General features: G+C 51.5%; 15 protein-coding genes. 5 read left to right on the forward strand and 10 right to left on the reverse strand.

Features of this window, described 5'->3' with window-relative positions:
• Positions 1 to 677 precede the first annotated feature (677 nt).
• Positions 678 to 1,586, reverse strand: coding sequence for a LysR family transcriptional regulator (locus tag ABVF61_RS30820; RefSeq protein WP_353997588.1), 909 nt, complete (start codon positions 1,584 to 1,586; stop codon positions 678 to 680).
• Positions 1,587 to 1,648: 62 nt separating this feature from the next.
• Here ABVF61_RS30820 and ABVF61_RS30825 point away from each other — a divergent pair, with 62 nt between their 5' ends.
• From ABVF61_RS30825 to ABVF61_RS30835, 3 genes are all read left to right on the forward strand, one after another.
• A complete protein-coding gene (locus ABVF61_RS30825) occupies positions 1,649 to 2,830 on the forward strand; it encodes a TauD/TfdA family dioxygenase (RefSeq protein ID WP_353997446.1) in 1,182 nt (393 codons plus the stop codon).
• Positions 2,827 to 3,939, forward strand: coding sequence for a 3-isopropylmalate dehydrogenase (leuB, locus tag ABVF61_RS30830; RefSeq protein ID WP_353997447.1), 1,113 nt, complete (start codon positions 2,827 to 2,829; stop codon positions 3,937 to 3,939). The genes ABVF61_RS30825 and leuB overlap by 4 nt, the downstream gene beginning before the upstream one ends.
• 127 nt (positions 3,940 to 4,066) lie before the next feature.
• Positions 4,067 to 4,450, forward strand: a complete 384-nt coding sequence (locus ABVF61_RS30835; protein ID WP_353997448.1) for an isochorismatase family protein — start codon at positions 4,067 to 4,069, stop codon at positions 4,448 to 4,450.
• A gap of 101 nt (positions 4,451 to 4,551) precedes the next feature.
• Here ABVF61_RS30835 and ABVF61_RS30840 read toward each other — a convergent pair whose 3' ends face one another.
• The 8 genes from ABVF61_RS30840 to ABVF61_RS30875 all read right to left on the reverse strand — a co-directional run bounded on the left by ABVF61_RS30840 (position 4,552) and on the right by ABVF61_RS30875 (position 12,225).
• Positions 4,552 to 4,848 carry an isochorismatase family protein gene (locus ABVF61_RS30840; protein ID WP_353997589.1) on the reverse strand — a complete coding sequence of 99 codons (297 nt, stop codon included), beginning with the start codon at positions 4,846 to 4,848 and terminating at the stop codon, positions 4,552 to 4,554.
• A 100-nt stretch (positions 4,849 to 4,948) separates the two neighbouring features.
• Positions 4,949 to 5,449: a nuclear transport factor 2 family protein gene (locus ABVF61_RS30845; RefSeq protein WP_353997449.1), complete on the reverse strand. Its 501-nt coding sequence runs from the start codon at positions 5,447 to 5,449 to the stop codon at positions 4,949 to 4,951.
• A 3-nt stretch (positions 5,450 to 5,452) separates the two neighbouring features.
• Positions 5,453 to 5,890 carry a nuclear transport factor 2 family protein gene (locus ABVF61_RS30850; RefSeq protein ID WP_353997450.1) on the reverse strand — a complete coding sequence of 146 codons (438 nt, stop codon included), beginning with the start codon at positions 5,888 to 5,890 and terminating at the stop codon, positions 5,453 to 5,455.
• Positions 5,887 to 8,061, reverse strand: coding sequence for a xanthine dehydrogenase family protein molybdopterin-binding subunit (locus ABVF61_RS30855; protein WP_353997451.1), 2,175 nt, complete (start codon positions 8,059 to 8,061; stop codon positions 5,887 to 5,889). The genes ABVF61_RS30850 and ABVF61_RS30855 overlap by 4 nt, the downstream gene beginning before the upstream one ends.
• A gap of 3 nt (positions 8,062 to 8,064) precedes the next feature.
• Positions 8,065 to 9,051 (reverse strand): FAD binding domain-containing protein, encoded by a 987-nt coding sequence (locus ABVF61_RS30860; protein WP_353997452.1) that lies wholly within the window; start codon positions 9,049 to 9,051, stop codon positions 8,065 to 8,067.
• The gene (locus ABVF61_RS30865) at positions 9,044 to 9,532 is read right to left on the reverse strand and encodes a (2Fe-2S)-binding protein (protein WP_353997453.1); all 489 of its coding nucleotides are present in this window, start codon (positions 9,530 to 9,532) and stop codon (positions 9,044 to 9,046) included. The genes ABVF61_RS30860 and ABVF61_RS30865 overlap by 8 nt, the downstream gene beginning before the upstream one ends.
• A gap of 370 nt (positions 9,533 to 9,902) precedes the next feature.
• Positions 9,903 to 10,802 (reverse strand): helix-turn-helix domain-containing protein, encoded by a 900-nt coding sequence (locus tag ABVF61_RS30870; protein WP_353997454.1) that lies wholly within the window; start codon positions 10,800 to 10,802, stop codon positions 9,903 to 9,905.
• Positions 10,803 to 10,914: 112 nt separating this feature from the next.
• Entirely contained in the window at positions 10,915 to 12,225 is a 1,311-nt protein-coding gene (locus ABVF61_RS30875) for a carbohydrate porin (protein ID WP_353997455.1), read from the reverse strand.
• Between the two features lie 410 nt (positions 12,226 to 12,635).
• Here ABVF61_RS30875 and ABVF61_RS30880 point away from each other — a divergent pair, with 410 nt between their 5' ends.
• Complete coding sequence (locus ABVF61_RS30880; protein ID WP_353997456.1) at positions 12,636 to 14,246, forward strand: FAD-dependent oxidoreductase; 1,611 nt, start codon at positions 12,636 to 12,638, stop codon at positions 14,244 to 14,246.
• A 160-nt stretch (positions 14,247 to 14,406) separates the two neighbouring features.
• Here the strand turns inward: ABVF61_RS30880 and ABVF61_RS30885 are convergent, their stop codons facing one another.
• Positions 14,407 to 15,351 carry a helix-turn-helix domain-containing protein gene (locus ABVF61_RS30885; protein ID WP_353997457.1) on the reverse strand — a complete coding sequence of 315 codons (945 nt, stop codon included), beginning with the start codon at positions 15,349 to 15,351 and terminating at the stop codon, positions 14,407 to 14,409.
• Between the two features lie 563 nt (positions 15,352 to 15,914).
• Here ABVF61_RS30885 and ABVF61_RS30890 point away from each other — a divergent pair.
• Positions 15,915 to 16,631: a GntR family transcriptional regulator gene (locus tag ABVF61_RS30890; protein ID WP_353997458.1), complete on the forward strand. Its 717-nt coding sequence runs from the start codon at positions 15,915 to 15,917 to the stop codon at positions 16,629 to 16,631.
• Positions 16,632 to 16,635 lie beyond the last annotated feature (4 nt).

Raw genomic sequence — 16,635 nt, forward strand, 5'->3', positions numbered from 1 at the left:
CTGTCTCTTCCCGCGTTCGTGGCCTTTGATTCCGCAGCCCGTCTGGGCAATCTTCGCGCCGCTTCAGAGGAGCTTTATGCGTCGCCGACAATGAACGGCCTACATGTTCGCGGGCTGGAAGCGAAGCTGAACCTGACATTTTTCTCCTGATCGGGTCCCGGGTAGTTTTGACCAATGACCGGATGCGTTTGGCGGAAGAGGTGACAAAGGCGTTTGAGATCCTTCGGTGCGCGATTTTGAATGTGTCAAACGAAGTCCGATCATATCAAAATCCGCTTTGCCGTGAAGCCAAGCTTTGGCACCCGCTAGAGGCTGCCTTGTCTGAGAGCCCTCAATTCAGAGTTTCCGTCTGTTGAAATTGAACTGGCGCACACGCCGCTGATGGTTTCACCGCAGAATGTGGATGCGAATGTTTTTTGTCACCTGCGGAAATGGGTATTGGCCTGACATGATTGCCCATCGCCTCTTGGGAGTTAAGGTTACAACCGTGGCCAGCCCCGATCTTCTTGACAAAGTTGGGCGCCCGACGATGCCATCTGACCTGCTGGTTTTTCCTGATCCATCAACGCGACACTGTCGGTTGCACCGCCCGGCTATCGCATCACGGAGTGTTTTTAGATAGAGCCTCAGAGTGCGGGCGCCCATTTGTTCTAAACCCGGACATTTTACGACCACATCTAGGCCATGTCCATGGCTTTTGAGTAAAGCCACTCCGTAAAGTCTGCGCATTGCCTGTCATTGTCCACGGATACAATTAGGAAATAGTTGGCCGCAGAGGGCACGGCCACGTCAGATATCCGTTGCAGGCGCCCGCTACTAATATGGCTTTGCACAAACGGCGCAAACCCCAATGCGATGCCTCGGCCAAGCGCCGCCGCTTCCAAGACGATGTTTGGGTCTTCAAACACCTCGCCCTGCTTGGCGAAGTCTTCCGGGCCACCTGCGCGCGACAGCCAATCCGACCAGTTTCTCCGCGTTCGGTAGTGCAAAGGCGGAAGGCCCTGGTCCCAAACGGCCCCAACGTCCTGAGTGTGCGCCTTGGCCACGGGAACCATGGTTGACGAAAACAACTGCCTCGCATGCGCTCCCGCACGCTCAGGTTCGGTCCACCAAATGGCGATGTCGACGTCTCTAAAATCGGGCTTGCCGATCTGATGGACAAGTTCAATTCTCGCGCCTTGGTCAAGCGCTTCGAATTTGCCCAGCAGCGGCATCAGCCATGCCACCGAAAGGTAAGGCCCCACAGAGACGCGCAGTGTCCGCTGACACGTCGCAGTTTCAACAACGCGATCGAGCGTCCCAAATGCGTCTTGCGTCGCGGCGCGCAGTTCGTAGCCTGCCTGAGTGAGTACAACTTGCGTGCGATCGCGCGAGAACAAACGCCGACCCATTGCAATCTCAAGGCGCTTTATGCGGTGGCTGACCGCTGATGTGGTCACGCTAAGCTCTTGGGCTGCGCGAGAAAAGCTCAGATGCGCCGCAACCCGGTCAAAATAGACAAGCGCGGCTACGAACGAAGGATCGCGTAGCTTGGGTTGAATGATTCTCGCCCTCTGTTGAATACAATTTAACAGATGATGTTCAATTTCTCATTTGTCAACAATCCTCGTGCGGCTCATCTTTGGGTAAGCAGCCTGGGAGCGTTAAAATGCTAAAGCGACAGAACGCATGCAAAATCGAAGCCTTAAGTTTCACAGCGGACCGTTTGACTGTCACCTGGGGTGACGGGCATCAAAGTGTGTTCCCTTCGATCTGGTTGCTTCATGCCTGTGACAACCCAATTTGCGGCTCGAGCGAAACCGGCGTGCGCCTCGTGAAGCTGACTGATCAACCCGCACGACCGCAGATTTTGGCGGCGAGGAGTCAAGACGGCGAAGCCATAGTGGAGTGGGGCAAGGGCCATGTGTCACGTTTTGCACCAGTCTGGCTTCGAGGGCATTGCCTGTCCAATGCGGAGCGTCTACGCCGTCAACCGGCTGCGGAGCCGTGGGGCACGGAGATGAAGGATCGCCTGACCTATCTCAGCTATGGAGACGTGTCGGCTGACGCAGATACACATCTGACTTTCCTCGAAGCCCTGCGCGATGACGGGGTGGTGATCTTGCAGGACGTGCCCGTCGCACGTGAGCGCACCGAGGAAATTGCCGGGCTTGTGGGCAAGCTGCACCTGACAAACTACGGCATTTTTGAACTGGAAGCGAAACCCACGCCCGAGATCGTGGGCGACATGGCCGTGGCTCTGGAACTGCATACAGATGAACCTTATCGTATTGAGGTCCCCTCAATCACGTTCTTCCATGTGCTCAAACAGTCTGATGCTGGCGGCGAAAGTACCATGGCTGATGGCCTGTGGCTGGCCGCGCGTATGGCTGAGAAACACCCCGAGGAGTTTGAAATCCTCAAGACGGTCAATGCCCGCCACCACCGCATCCTGAAAGAAGGGCGCGTGTTTGATGTTCAGGCACCGATCTTTCCCACGGATGTCTATAGTCGCGTCAGCGGCATTCGGATCAATGATCGCGGCATGGCACCGGTTGACTGTCCACTAGGCCAGGTGGAACCTTTCTATGATGCGCTGCGTATCTTGCTGGAGATGATCTATTCAGGCGAAGGCCGAGTGACCACGAAGCTGAAGGAAGGCGAGATGATGGTTTTTAACAACCAACGCCTACTGCATGGCCGCGAACGCTTTGATCCGGCAAGATCGCATCGCCATGTGCGCAGCTGCCACGTTGACCTGGATGAGTTCCATTCGCGTCTGCGCGTGGCCTATCGGCTGCGTGATGACTGGAACGCCTGGCGCACCATGACGACCATGGCACACACGTGACATCGGATCCTTTTCGTCTGCTGTGCCTGCCGGGCGACGGGATCGGTCCAGAAGTCACCCAGGCAGCGCTTGCTGTGCTAGAGGCGGTTGCACCGGCGTTGGACAGACCCATTGACATCACCCACGAACTGGCGGGCGGTGCCTGTTATGAGGTGCACGGCGTTTTTCTTCGCAATGAGACCGCACAACAGGCGCATGAGGTCGATGCCATCCTCTTTGGTGCGGAGGGCGGTGTCGGTTGGGACAATCTCGATATTCCAGGCGGGCCAACGGCCCGCAGCAGCCTGTCGCGCCTGCGCAAAGAGCTTGACCTCTTCGCCAATATCCGGCCTGTGCGATCCTGGCCACTCGCCATCGCGCAAACGCCCTTCCGGCCAGAAGTTGTCGCAGAGGCCGATCTTCTGGTGGTGCGTGAAAACACGTCCGGCATCTATTTTGGTGAACCCCGCGGTATTTTTGACCGCGAGGGTGAGGCCCGCGCCATCGACACGCAAAGTTACACCCGCGCAGAGATAGACCGCTGCGCACACATGGCCTTTGCCCTGGCGGACAAGCGAAAAGGCAAAGTGACATCGGCGGACAAGGCCAATGTCATGGAAAGCGGCGTTTTGTGGCGCGAGCGGCTTGAGGCGGTTCACAAAGAGTATTGGGCCCACGTTACGCTTGAGCATCTATACGCTGATGCCTGTCTGTTCGACCTTGTGTGTCATCCTGGGCGGTTTGATGTCATCGTTGCCGACAATCTTTTCGGTGACCTGATTTCTGACTGTGCGGCCGCCATTTCAGGATCCTTGGGATTGTTGCCGTCCGCGTCGCTTGGTCCGTTGAAAGCGGACGGAAGGCGTGCGGCCTTGTTTGAACCAGTCCACGGCTCGGCCCCGGATATCGCAGGTCGAGGCATCGCAAATCCAATAGCGGCGATCCTGAGCGTGGCGATGATGCTGCAGTTGAGTTTTCAACGGTCGGACTTGGCGGCGAAAATCGAAAACTCGGTGGAACGAGTCTTGAGCGGCACCCGCATAACGCCGGATTTGGGCGGAGATGCCAGCACTTTAGATGTCGCAGATAATATCGTTGCGGACATAGATGGCTGGATGTCGACGCTGTAGCGTTTGGAAGCGGAGCAGTGTTTCGACTTTGCAGCCGATTAGTTCAACCACGTGGCGGATGTTCAAGAGTATTGAAAATTTGTAGAGATAGTCTTTCTCGCTGAAGCCACCACGCTTTGGACAAGAAATGGCTTCTCTTAAAACGCTTATAGTGTCATTTAGCCCGGTATCGCGATGGATAACTGTCAATACACATATCGACCCTTGGCCAGTACCGCAGTTTGAAAAGGCTGTTAACGATACCTACCGAAAAAGCTTTCTAGTCTCGGGTTGTTGCACTCAAGGCAGGGTCACTTTCGCTGTCCTTATCGCCCTGGCACGCGGCTATCACATCGCTCACGTCGCTGATCCCACTAGCGGACAATCATCAACCGAAGCATGTCTTGGGATCACAAGCATGAACCAGGCTGGTGCTGTTCCCTTAAGTTGGCGCCAACTTGCGCTTGGGTGGCAGTTGAATTGGGCCGATTCAGACACCCGAACACGACTGCTTCAATTTATCACGTCTTAGCTTGCTCTGGCGCCTCGCCGAGACCGGGCGCGGAAGAACACGCCATCCACGATCACGATGGTTTCGGCCCGATCACCTTGCATGAATACCCGTGGCACTGCTCAATCGATCGGCGGAATGACATCTGTGAAGAGGAGTTGGATCAACTGCTGGCCGTCCGGGGTTGACCAGTCCTTCGCAAGTTCGGCGAATAATGTGTTCGTGGCCGTGAGCACGACGCCGGCGCCTTCCATCCGACGGCGCGACATGTCTTCAGAGAGTTCGAACGGAGAGCCGGAGGCGTCCAGAACCGCCTGCACGCCATGCCCGCCCTTTGCGGCGTCGATAGCAGGAAAGACGAGGCAGACGTCGGTTGTGACGCCCGCCATGATCAGGTTCTTGCGTAAAGGGAAGGCCATATATGCCACGAAGGACGACCTTCCCGACAACACACGACTGAGCAACATGGCGTTGCTTAAGGCTCGCCTTTCAGACGCGATAGGCTTGAACAGTCAAGTCTCATCTGAGTAAAACGCGACCAGAACGAAGTGCATCATTTATTAGAAGTGTGTCCGCGTACTGCACCAAGCCAGCGAGTCTACCTTCTTCGTTAACGCGCCAGACGTGGAGAAATGGCGCTCGAGTAACCTTAGAACTGTTCTTGGGCGTTAAGACATACGTCCCGAAACTAAAGACTGAGGCCTCACTTGCTTCTATTCGGTCGATCTCAACCGAGATATTATCGAAAACCTGAAAGTAAAAAGGAGCCAACTGTTTTTCGACCTGGTCTCGAGAAGTAAGTATCTCGCCGCCAAAAAAACCAGGTGCGTGGCGCCAATCCAACTCATCGGCGAGCAAGTCGTAATTCATTGTCTGATACCAAGTTTGTACCAGCGAAATTCGATCTTTAGTCGACAACATTTGGTCAGCCTTTGTCGTCTCGGGTAGGCAAAGGAACAAAAGCAAGGCAAAAAATCCACCTACGAGGCGCTTTTTGTTAGGTGACAAGTCCTCAGACATAGTTCAACCCTCGAACTGCTTTCGCTTCTGAGAGTCGAAAAACTCTCTAAACAGTTTCATTTTGCCATCGACCACTTGCACGACAGCGATGTATTCATTGGAGTAGTTCAGACCGGTGTCAGTCCTGGTCAACTCCCCGTGGAACTCGACAACCAGCCATTGAGGGTCTGCGCCCGGGTAGAGAGCTTTTATGGTGAAACCACGCGGTTTTTTATAGCCGCCAGTCTGATGGAAATAGGCATCAAGATCCGCGAATCCTGAAATGCGTTTCTCTGGCGTGTTAGGATCAAATGGAAACTCAAGTTCTCCCTCCGAATGCCAGAGCTCCATAAGACCGTCCATATCTCCCTTTCCGAGACGATTAAGCCATTCCTCAGCCAGCCTTGCGGCCTCAAGATGCTCGGTTTTCACCATTTCGGGTCGCCCACGTAAGGTGATCATTGCTTCATTCCTTCCATTAATTTGTCTAGCCGAATAGGAAGCTCTCGGACACGAACTCCGCAGGCATTGTAAACGGCATTTGCGATTGCCGCGGCAGCGCCGACACAACCAAGCTCTCCAATACCGCGAGCGCCCAGCGGGTTAAACGCGTAGTCTGGCTCATCAATGAATCGCACATCAAGCTGCTGGACGTCTGCGTTCACAGGGACGTAATACTCACCGAGACTCGGGTTTAATACTCGTCCGTCGGGTCCAAACTCAGTTTCTTCCAAAAGCGCCATGCCAATGCCAAAAGTCATTCCACCAAACATTTGGCTCTCTGCCGTCTTAGAGTTGAGTACGCGGCCGGCATCGAAGACGCCAAGCATTCGGGGTAGTGTTACAATGCCGAAGTCTTTGTCGACGCGCGCTTCCACAAAAATCGCACCGAAAGAATAGAAGCTTAAATCCGTCTCCTGTCCGCCTGCGAAGCCAAACATGGTTTCGCTTCCACTTTCGACCGACAAACTTTCCTGGTTTGCGCTCATGAACAGGTCAAATAGGGGCGGATTTGCGCCTGCCGTATTCACTCCGACCTGCTCAAGTTCGTCGCGTAGAGCTTGGATGGCTGCATCGACGGCGGATGCTATGCTAGCCGTTGTCATAGAACCGCCAGCGAGCGGCCCTTCGGGCAAAGCCGTGTCTCCCAATCGAACGGTCACTCTTTCAATTGCAACGCCAAGCCCCTCAGCCACCATTTGCGCTATAATTGTGTATGCACCAGTACCGATGTCTTGCACGCCAGCTTCAACCAGCACTTGGCCAGATCTGTCCAGCTTGAGACGGGCTCGCGCAGGCATCCTGTATCCAGGATAACAAGCCGTTGCCATTCCGAAGCCAACGTACTCATTTCCTTCCACGCGAGATGCGGGTGCAGTTTGCCGCTCGGACCATCGAAATGCGGCCGCACCTTCGTCATAGCAGCGCAAGAGGTTCTTTGATGACCAAAGCCGTCCATTTCGTGGGTCGATTTCGGTATGATTTCGACGCCGCAGCTCGATCGGGTCTATGCCAACGGTTTCTGCAAGTTCGTCCATTGCACTTTCTAGAGCAAAGGTGCCTGAGGCTTCCCCAGGACCGCGCATTGGAGTTCCCGACGGCAGGTTTAGCTCAGCTACTTCGTGCACAACATCCATGCTCTTGCTAGCGTAGAGCATCGCGGTCGTAAGGCCGCATGGCTCAACATGATCACCAACCGGAGACCTGTATGAGCGTGTGGTATGCCGCGTGGCCAACAACTGGCCTTCAGCGTTTGCGCCCAAGACAATGTGCTGTTCGGTATTCGGGCGATGGCCACAAGAGGTGTACATGTCGCTGCGGGACAGCGAAAGCGACACGGGACACCCAGCGGCTCTCGCAGCGGCAGCGGCTATAAGCGTATGTGGCCACGCGAAACCCTTGCAGCCAAAACCGCCCCCAACGAACTGGTTAACGACACGCACATTGGATTCGCCGACACCCATTGCGTAAGCAACGTAGCGCGCACTATTTGTATTACCTTGGGTAGCATCATAAAGAACGAGAGAGTCACCGTCCCATTCAGCAACAGTTGAACTTGTCTCAATCGGGTTGTGATGCTCAGCTGGTGTGCCGTAGTGCTGATCAACAGTGTAAACCGCATTGCGCAATTCTGCCTTTGTATCGCCTCTTGTAATTTGGAGCTCTTCACCTGTGTTATAGAGAATGGGTCTTTCCCAGGTAACGTTTGATCCGTGCAAAGAAAGCTGCGCCGGACGTTGCTCGTAGTGAACTACAATTGTTGCAGCTGCTGCCTCTGCAACTTCTCGCGACTTTGCGAGAACTATCCCGATGTGCTGACCAACAAAGTGGATATCAGCGCTTAAGAACGGTGTAAGTAACTCACCGGGGAAAAACGGTGCATCTCCTCGAGACGCGATATCCCTTATCAAAGCGCCGTCAAGGTGGCTAATAAACCGCACAAAGCCAGGCATGGACGCTGCTTGTGAAGTCTCAAATGCGCTTATCTGCCCATTGGCAATTGTGCTTTTGAGAAGAACACCGTGAAGTGTCGACCGAATTGGACGATGGTCTGATGCATATTTGGCTTGACCCGTCGTCTTTAGCCTACCATCAACACGATCAATAGGGCGCCCGAGAATCGTCTCTGTCATAGGTTAGGCCTCCAGCAATTCACGCAAAACACGAACTATTGCCCGCTGTGCCAGCTCGATTTTGAAAGCATTTCCGCTTTGCGGAGTTGCTTCTTCAAACACTGCTTCAGCAGCATTTCGCAAATCCTTGTCCGACGGTGTTGTTCCGCAAAGTAATTGTTCTGCTGTTTTCGCGCGCCATGGAATTGAACCAACGCTGCCAAGCGCAAGCCTGATATTCTCAATATGGCCGTTGTTATGGGAAACGGCCGCGGCCACCGATACGAGAGCAAAAGCATAGCTCTTTCGGTCGCGAAGCTTTGCATAGGTTGAATGCTTGGCAAACGGTAATGCTGGTATTTGAATAGCCGTAATCAACTCGGCCTCACCAAGCTCATTTTCCACTGACGGAGTGTCACCCGGTCTCTTGTAAAATTCGGCAATCGGAATCTGGCGCGCTCCATTGGAAGAACTGGCGTGGATGACTGCGTCCAACGCGGTCAGCGCCACGCACAGGTCTGAAGGATGTGCGGCAATGCACTTATTGCTCACACCCAGTACAGCACACATTCGATTGGCGCCTTGAAGAGCTTCGCACCCCGAACCTGGATCTCTCTTGTTGCATCTAGCTCCAGTATCCGCGAAGTAGGGGCACCTGTTCTTCTGCAGAAGGTTGCCGCCAACAGTTGCCATGTTGCGAATTTGTGTAGTAGCTCCAGCCAGTATCGATTGAGAAATCATCGGTAGTCTGGATTGAATTTGGCTATGCCAAGCCAATTCGCTGTTGCTCGTCAGAGCACCTATTATCACGCCACCGTCATCGGTAAAGTCGATCCCATTGAGTTCTTTCATCCCGTTGATATCGACTAAGGTGCCTGGCCGCTCGACGCCAAGTTTCATGAGATCAACAAGATTAGTGCCACCTGCGATTACTTTTGCTTCAGGGTTTTCGGCAAGCACACTGAACAAAGACGGCAGGTCGTATGCGCGAACTATCTCGAATTCACGCATGCTCAGTCTCCATATCTTTTCTCACTTCTTGGATTGCCGAAATGATGTTTGGGTAAGCGGCGCATCTGCAGATATTTCCGCTCATGGCTTCCCTGACCTCATCGTCATCGGATGCCCATGGCTCGGCCAGCATTCCAATCGCGGACATGATCTGCCCCGACGTGCAGTATCCACACTGAAAACTATCGTGGCGGATAAAGGCATCCTGTACGGGGTGCAGTGCAGTTTCAGTGCCCAGACCTTCGATTGTCGTCACTTCAACTCCATTGGACAACCCGGCGAGCGTCAGACACGAAAGAACTCTTTTGCCGTCAACGAGCACGGTGCAAGCACCACATTGCCCGTGATTGCAGCCTTTTTTGGTCCCGGTAAGCTCCAGGTGATCGCGGAGCAGATCTAAGAGGGTGGTGCGAGCGTCGCACTCGCGCCTAACGCTCTCGCCATTTACTGTGAGATTTAATTCCACGTGTTTCGCACCCATTTTTGGGAACTCCTCTCCTACGAAAACCGCAGTTTGCCGATATGCGCAGATGCCCCATTTTCTGAGAAAAAACTGTGCCTGTGTTCCCGTTCCTGCCTGTTTCACAACGGGCGAAACATGGTGAGTACAAATTGCCTCAGTTTTGGAATGTCAGCTCGAGCCAATTAATCTTTATCGTTTCAAGATTTTACTTCTGAAAACCCTCCATTAACTGAAAATCTTGAGTGCTTATTTTAGGTGGTAGCCACGGTCATTCGACTACGAGAGCCGCAAACCCTGGCTTTCGTCGGCAACGTTGGTATCCGGCTCTCATCGTGAATGCAGGATAAGCCTACGTGTAATTACGTAGGTTATGGTCGAAGTCAGGCTGTCAGAATATTGACCTATTTTCACTCACCGATGCGCGGAATTCGGTTGGAGTAAAGCCAGTTTGCTTCCGAAATGCTGCACTGAACTGGCTATGGCTAGTGTATCCAATTGAAAGGGCAATCTCGGAAAGGTTGGTGTGGCTGGCTGCGATAAGCTCTTTTGCTTTAGAGATGCGAACTTCGGTCAAAAGCTGTATTGGCGTTTTGCCGATCGTAGTACGTAATGCCCGAATGAAGGGCGCTGGTCCGAGTCCGGCCACTGAGGCGAGTGTCTCAAGGCGTATTGTTTCTGATACATTCGCGTCGATGTAGTCCAGCACCCTCATCAATGCTCGCGTATCAAGCCCCCATACCTTTTTCGTTTTTGATCTGAGGCCTTTGGCAGTTAGAATCGAGTGTGTCAATGCTAGAGCCAAAACTTCAAACGCCATGGGTTCCGCCTGTTCAATAAGGGCTCGTTGCGACTCAGTACTGATGTTAAAGAAGCGAGCATCCGCAAGATTGTCTGCTGGTGGAATCTCGAAGTTAGAGTGTTCACCAAAAATCGAACTGGCTAAAAATGAAAAGTATTGCTTTTCGATATCAAATCTTAGGTATTGAATCTCCGTATCTTCGAGTATTGACCTACGTTCCATAAATTCTGGTACGATTGTCGTTAATCCTCGGCAATCACTTCCTTTATAGATTTGCTTTCCTGAGTGAAACACTTCGGTAAGTTTTGTTTTGCCGCTTAATATCGAGCAAAAGCGTGCGCGCTTCGTTGAGTAGGAAAACTCTTCAAAGCCAGGGCTGAATACGTCTACGATTGCGCAACTTAAGTTGTTCGATGAAAATGACAGTGACTTACGTGCAGCGGCGACTCTAGCTTCAACCTCCAGAGGAGGTGTTTGAGGCTCTGCCAAGTACCTATGCTTCACGTTCACCTGCCTTTGATGTCGAACATAATGAGATTTGATTTCCTTCCCATCCTTTCATTTGTTTGAGAGGTGTTAAATCTTACTAAAGTGTAAATTACTAAAAGACGACATGGGTCCTGATTCCTAGAACGCAGCCTATACTTTGGCGATGGTGCGCCTGCGCTGATCTTTCAAAAAATTGAATATTTGGTGTTATTTGAATGCCAGGGAGGACCCTTGATCGATAGAATATTTCACCACCGAGCTGGGTCAATTCGTCCATACCTTGCTCAGCCCAACTCACGCCGGCCCCAAAGGCGTCTCCTTCACGACCGAAAGGACGATCAACTATCAGTCCGATTGCGGCCAACTGTGAGATACCGCCAAAGTCTTTCGTTCTGAGCCCGTAGCGACTGCCGACACCAACTCGAGGTGTCAGTTGCCAATCGTAGGTGGCGACAAATCCCCAAACATCTTTGCTGCTCCTTGTTTCAGGCCGATGGTAGGTGGTGATCTGCAATAGGTGATTTGGAAACTCGGTTCCGCTTGCGGGTGTCCACGGCGACGAGAAGAGACTAAGTCCGAAGAAAAAGTAGGGGCCCTCAACATCGAAGTCCAACCCGTAGGGTTCTGGCTCAGCATCGAAGACACCAGCAGATAAGTTGAATAAACTCTCGTATTTTTGCCATCTTGCGTAAAAACCTACACTGTCGGACGGCCATGGTGTTGAGCGCGCAAGAGCCAAAGGGGCAGACTGAAACGTCGTTGCTTTGTTCGAAGTAAATCTGCTGCGCGACCACAACGCGCGTGTGCTCAGTTTGCCGACGCCAAGAATAAGTTGATTGTTGAACAATTCTTGTCTGTAAAAGAGTTGTCGGAGCCTTGTGAATGGCTGACTCGATATAGCATTTATGGGCCAAATTGACCCCTGCTGCCTCTCAAATTGCAAACCCGTTGTCGTGGAAAGATCGTGGCGATTTTCTATGTATGCAAAAAACGAACCCGAATTGTTAGATCCACGGTTAATCACTTCCCAACCAGAGGCAAATCCGAATAGGCCATTTGCGACAAACTCATCGAGATCAGGATCCCAATTGCTGTAAATCGTATAGCTAGCTTCCACTGTGACTCCAAACGCGTTTTCAATCCTTTCTCTTGGATCCGTTGACGTTTGGAATATTGAACCGAGAATACCGTTTGCGTTGCTCTGTGATTTGCGCTCAATCAGAAGAGACTCGATATCAACGCTATCTTCTGCTGCCTTGCAAGCAGTGGAGATCGAAAAAAGTGGCAAGTATAACGCGCCAAGCGTGAAAAAAATTATGTATTTATTTATTTCAAAAGAGACTAACTTAGAAGATGCAATCGAATAAGAGCCTGTATTATTTATTATAATATTGAAATATATTAAAATTTTATTGAAGAGCATCGCGATGAGCCCTGGATACAATTAGTTTCGCGTTCGGAAGGCGGGTCACAGGACGCGCACGATTACCTAACTATGCTGTGATGCAACGGTCTGTTTGACTGCTAAATTTGTGCTGTTTTTTTTCAAATTCGTGCTTTTCTTGCCTGCGCAGTGGCCGAAAGGTCGAAACCAAATGTAGGTTTGGAACCTTCACACTTGGTAGCGTCTTGGAGGTTTACGTATCGCACTGGGTTCGATGAATGGAGAACTAAGGTGCTCTTCGCGTATTTTCTTACGCAATCACACATTGACATCCTTATCAGCCACCTCACGTAAACCTTGTGACCGGACCTAAGCTGTGTCGGAGAACTTGGAAGCAGGCAATATTTGGGCTTTTGAGTTGAGCAATCTATCTAACCTGGGATCACACCATGGAAAGTTTTGCAGCTAGTTTGCGCGAAATGACACGAACTCCGCTTCACGACAGTCATGTGGAAGCTCTGCGTAAAATCGGCCAAAATGTTCAGTTCAGTGCCGGAGAAATGATCGCCGAAGTCGGGGATCCTATGGAAGATTTCTTGTACATCTTGAAAGGTCGCGTTGAAGTTGTCGATCCATTCACAAGAGAACCTTATTTACCGAACTCTCTCGGACCAACACAGTTTCTAGGTGATATCGCCTTTTTAAATGCGGGTACCTATACGCTTCCATTGCGCGCGAAAGAGGAGGCTGTTTTGCTCTCGGTCCCTCGACAGGAAATGCTCAGCGCTATGGCGCGCAATCCTGAAATGTCTGACATTATCCTTTCAGTTTTTGCCGCGCGAAGGCGTCGCCAAATTGAAGAGGGTGATTCCTCTTTGAAGCTCATAGGTGCTGACATTGATCGCAATGTGCGTCGTGTTGCTGAGTTCGCTGCACGGAACAAAATAGCTTTTCAGATGATTGATCTCGGTACGGACGATGCCAATGACATCGCCGAAAACTGCGATCTTCATAGAAATGAGCCGGCAGTTGTTTTTGGCGCTAATCGTGTGGTCGAAGAGCCAACACCAGCAAAAGTTGCTCGGCTTCTTGGGCTTCAACAGGATTTTGAGTGCCACGAAACGGTCGACGTTCTGATTGTTGGAGGAGGGCCCGCTGGTGTTGCTTCCGCCGTGTATGCTGGCGCAGAAGGTCTGTCGGCCGTACTTGTCGAAGACTTGGCGGTAGGTGGCCAAGCGGGCACTTCAAGCCGTATCGAAAACTATATGGGTTTTCCTACTGGAATTTCTGGTTCCGATCTTGTTTGGCGCGGTGAAGTTCAAGCAATGAAATTCGGTACGCGCTTTATGCGCCCTCGACGTGCAACTAGGTTGAAAAGGCAAGCCGATGGCCGGTTTTCTGTAACGTTAGACAACGACAAAGAGCTCTGTGCTCGCGCTATAGTAGTCGCAACAGGTGTACAATATAGGCGGCTACCTCTCAATCGGTTGGAGCATTTTGAAGGGGTAGGGATCTATTACGCAGCGACTGACATGGAGGCAAGATATTGCAAAGGCGCGAATGTAGTTGTTGTAGGCGGCGGTAACTCTGCGGGGCAAGCCGCGATGTATCTTTCTAGAAGTGCGCGGCATGTTCATGTATTGGTTCGAGGCGAAAGCCTTGCCAGTTCGATGTCCGATTACCTTTTGTCGCGCCTCGATGCTGACCAATCCATAACAATCCACTACAAGTCACAGATAAAGGCCTTGATTGGGCATGACGTCTTACAGAGCGTTGTGATTGATCAGAATGGTCTTGACTGGAACCTGGAATGCGCCGCAGCGTTCATAATGGTTGGTGCTGCGCCTAACACAGACTGGCTAAGTTCTATTTGCAATCTGGATTCACGCGGGTTTGTACTTACCGGTTCTGTAGCTGGAAGGGAACAGTCTTTTGCTACATCTTGCCCGGGTCTATTCGCAGTTGGTGATGTGCGAGCCGGTTCGGTTAAACGTGTTGCTTCAGCTGTAGGCGAGGGGTCCGTCGTGATTTCTCAAATATGGAAATACTTAAATGGATAGGGAAAGTGCATTGGCTATAGTCAAGCCCGAGCCGTCGCATCATAATGCCTTGAAGACGCATTACCTTGGTATCGCGGCAAGCTCAAAAAGTGGTGCCGTGGTTTCGAGGTCGACCCAAACTAAGTTGTTACTCCCCGAGCACCTCCAAAAGGAAAACGGGTTACTTTCGGCGACGCGTTCTCTGACGTGATGATGCTCGGAGTTCAGCTCGCAATGCACTTGGGGTGATTCCAAAACGGCGTTTTAAACACGTTGTCATATGGCCCTGATTTGAAAAGCCACATTGATACGCAATGTCAGCGATAGTGTGACTGGAGTGCTGTATCATTTCCATTGCGCGCTCACTGCGGCGCCGTTGCACAAATGTCCAAACTGGTTCGCCAGTGTGCGCTTTGAACGATCGGGAGAAATGTGCAGGCGAAAGACAGGCAACAGAGGCAACTTCGGCAACTGTAAGCGACCTACCCAGGTGCGCCTCAATGTACTCAATTGCGCGTGCGATACGGATGTCTTCAGGTCGTTCTTCACCAAGGGGGGAAAGGGTGCGAGACTGAGTTAGTTCAGCAACGAACTGAAGTACCAATCCGTCAAAATACAGATCGTCAGATGGCGAAGAGCCTAGAGAGACGCGCCACAGCTGGTTCATCAACGCATCGATGGAAGGCTGGGGGGTAAATTCCTTTCCTGTAAAATAGTGGTTAGAAAATGCATCGGAAGGTAACCTTGCCTCGAGCAAAATTGGGTCAAGAGTTTTCGCAGGGATCGAAAGCACGCGGATAGTATGAGAACTTGGTACAACGAAACGCACCTCGGTTCTTGGAGGCACCACATTTAGGCTTCCGCGCTGTACGTCCCGATATCTCAAAAGACCGTCGCCGATATCGACTTCCAACGTGGAGACATTAGACATGAGTAAGGCGAATCCGTATTCAGGGACCGGGGCGTCGACCATGTCGACTGCTTCTTGTTCAACTTGCATGAGGTTTGCAGAATAGGAGCCACCGCTACGATGCTGTTGTGGGTAAACAGCGTATTCCGATTGTTTATAGAACTCTGCGAGCGTCTGAAAACTCGTGTCTGGACCTAGCTCAGCTTTAGATCTCATATTAGTGTAATCCAAAGATCTGTGATTTGTTGATCTTGATTGTGTGGGTTTTGACAAAATCAGCTACCATTTTCCTCTTCCTCAGCGATAGTTTTGCGAGCCAGCCGCGTATGTTGATTGCTACTTCGTAAGCGCGGCACTCATCGAAATTGCTTGTTGCAAGTTCACGTCTTTTTTGACGTTTAGGTCCAGATCTAAGGTCAATCCGGGCCCGACAAAATGGTTAAAACGCGGGTTCGTCTTTTCCAAAAGTCGATTTGGGAGTTGCCTTCGGGAGGATCCGAGCTTGAAACAATATGCTTTTTCTTGCGCTTAGAACGACCTGATTTACGCACTGGAACTAATGACATCGCGACCTCATTGAGAGGCACTATCATTGTGAAACGGCACTCGCATATTAGCGTTTCTTTGCACATTCGTTCTCCTTGGCTTTCTATCAAAGACATCTAACATATTGATAATTATTGTTTAATAGACTCGCTTTCTAGAATCTTATCTAATATATCAGTTGATACTTGACTTGGTAGGCCAGATGATGAATGTCTATGAGAGGAGGGCATATCGTGCAAAAAAACAAACCAGCATTTGAGGTGAACGTATCGTTGGCGGACCAGGCCTACGCTGTGTTGCGAGATGCAATCCTGAAAAACCAGCTCGCTCCGGGGTACTTCGCTTCGGAGCGGGAAGTTAGCGAACGATTTGATCTCAGCCGCACTCCGGTTCGTGAAGCGCTCTTGCGTTTGCGCGACGAGGGGCTTGTCGAAGTTCAGCCACGAAGGGGGGTGCGAGTTCTACCCCTTAGCGTGAAGGACGTGCGAGAGATCCATCAGGTAGCGCGAGCGCTCGAACTTGAGGCAGCGCTTTTGCTTTGTGAACGAGACACGGATGAGGCCATTGTATCGTTGTATCAGCACACCGCAGATATGAGATCAGCGATAGATGCGGGCGACCGTGATGCATGGGTCGTTGCAGATACCCGCTTCCATCTGAGCATTGTGGCCAGCTCGGGAAATGATCGTCTTATCCAGCAGTACAACAGTCTGCGTGTCCTTACCGACCGTGCTCGCCTTTTCGTGCTGCATATCAGGGATCTGCCTGTCAAATCGACTGAAGAGCATATCGCCATGCTGAATGCAATTAAGGTCAGGCAAAAAGAGGAAGTGGCAACACTTTATCGAGCGCACTGGGAAAGAACAACGAATGAAATGATTGAAATCATTGAAAATTTAAACCGCGCTCGTTCTGGCGGTTTGGCGTCAAATGAGATTTTGGTGCCTTAGTTAA

The organism is Roseibium sp. HPY-6 (assembly GCF_040530035.1).
GTDB lineage: Bacteria > Pseudomonadota > Alphaproteobacteria > Rhizobiales > Stappiaceae > Roseibium.

Excerpts from the sequence above, each read along its gene's own strand:
- ABVF61_RS30865 (WP_353997453.1), bottom strand. The coding sequence starts at position 9,532 with ATGGGTGCGAAACACGTGGAATTAAATCTCACAGTAAATGGCGAGAGC.
- ABVF61_RS30855 (WP_353997451.1), bottom strand. The coding sequence starts at position 8,061 with ATGACAGAGACGATTCTCGGGCGCCCTATTGATCGTGTTGATGGTAGG.
- ABVF61_RS30860 (WP_353997452.1), bottom strand. The coding sequence starts at position 9,051 with ATGCGTGAATTCGAGATAGTTCGCGCATACGACCTGCCGTCTTTGTTC.
- ABVF61_RS30880 (WP_353997456.1), top strand. The coding sequence starts at position 12,636 with ATGGAAAGTTTTGCAGCTAGTTTGCGCGAAATGACACGAACTCCGCTT.
- ABVF61_RS30835 (WP_353997448.1), top strand. The coding sequence starts at position 4,067 with ATGGCTTCTCTTAAAACGCTTATAGTGTCATTTAGCCCGGTATCGCGA.
- ABVF61_RS30850 (WP_353997450.1), bottom strand. The coding sequence starts at position 5,890 with ATGATCACCTTACGTGGGCGACCCGAAATGGTGAAAACCGAGCATCTT.
- ABVF61_RS30875 (WP_353997455.1), bottom strand. The coding sequence starts at position 12,225 with ATGCTCTTCAATAAAATTTTAATATATTTCAATATTATAATAAATAAT.
- ABVF61_RS30885 (WP_353997457.1), bottom strand. The coding sequence starts at position 15,351 with ATGAGATCTAAAGCTGAGCTAGGTCCAGACACGAGTTTTCAGACGCTC.
- ABVF61_RS30840 (WP_353997589.1), bottom strand. The coding sequence starts at position 4,848 with ATGGCCTTCCCTTTACGCAAGAACCTGATCATGGCGGGCGTCACAACC.
- ABVF61_RS30825 (WP_353997446.1), top strand. The coding sequence starts at position 1,649 with ATGCTAAAGCGACAGAACGCATGCAAAATCGAAGCCTTAAGTTTCACA.
- ABVF61_RS30845 (WP_353997449.1), bottom strand. The coding sequence starts at position 5,449 with ATGTCTGAGGACTTGTCACCTAACAAAAAGCGCCTCGTAGGTGGATTT.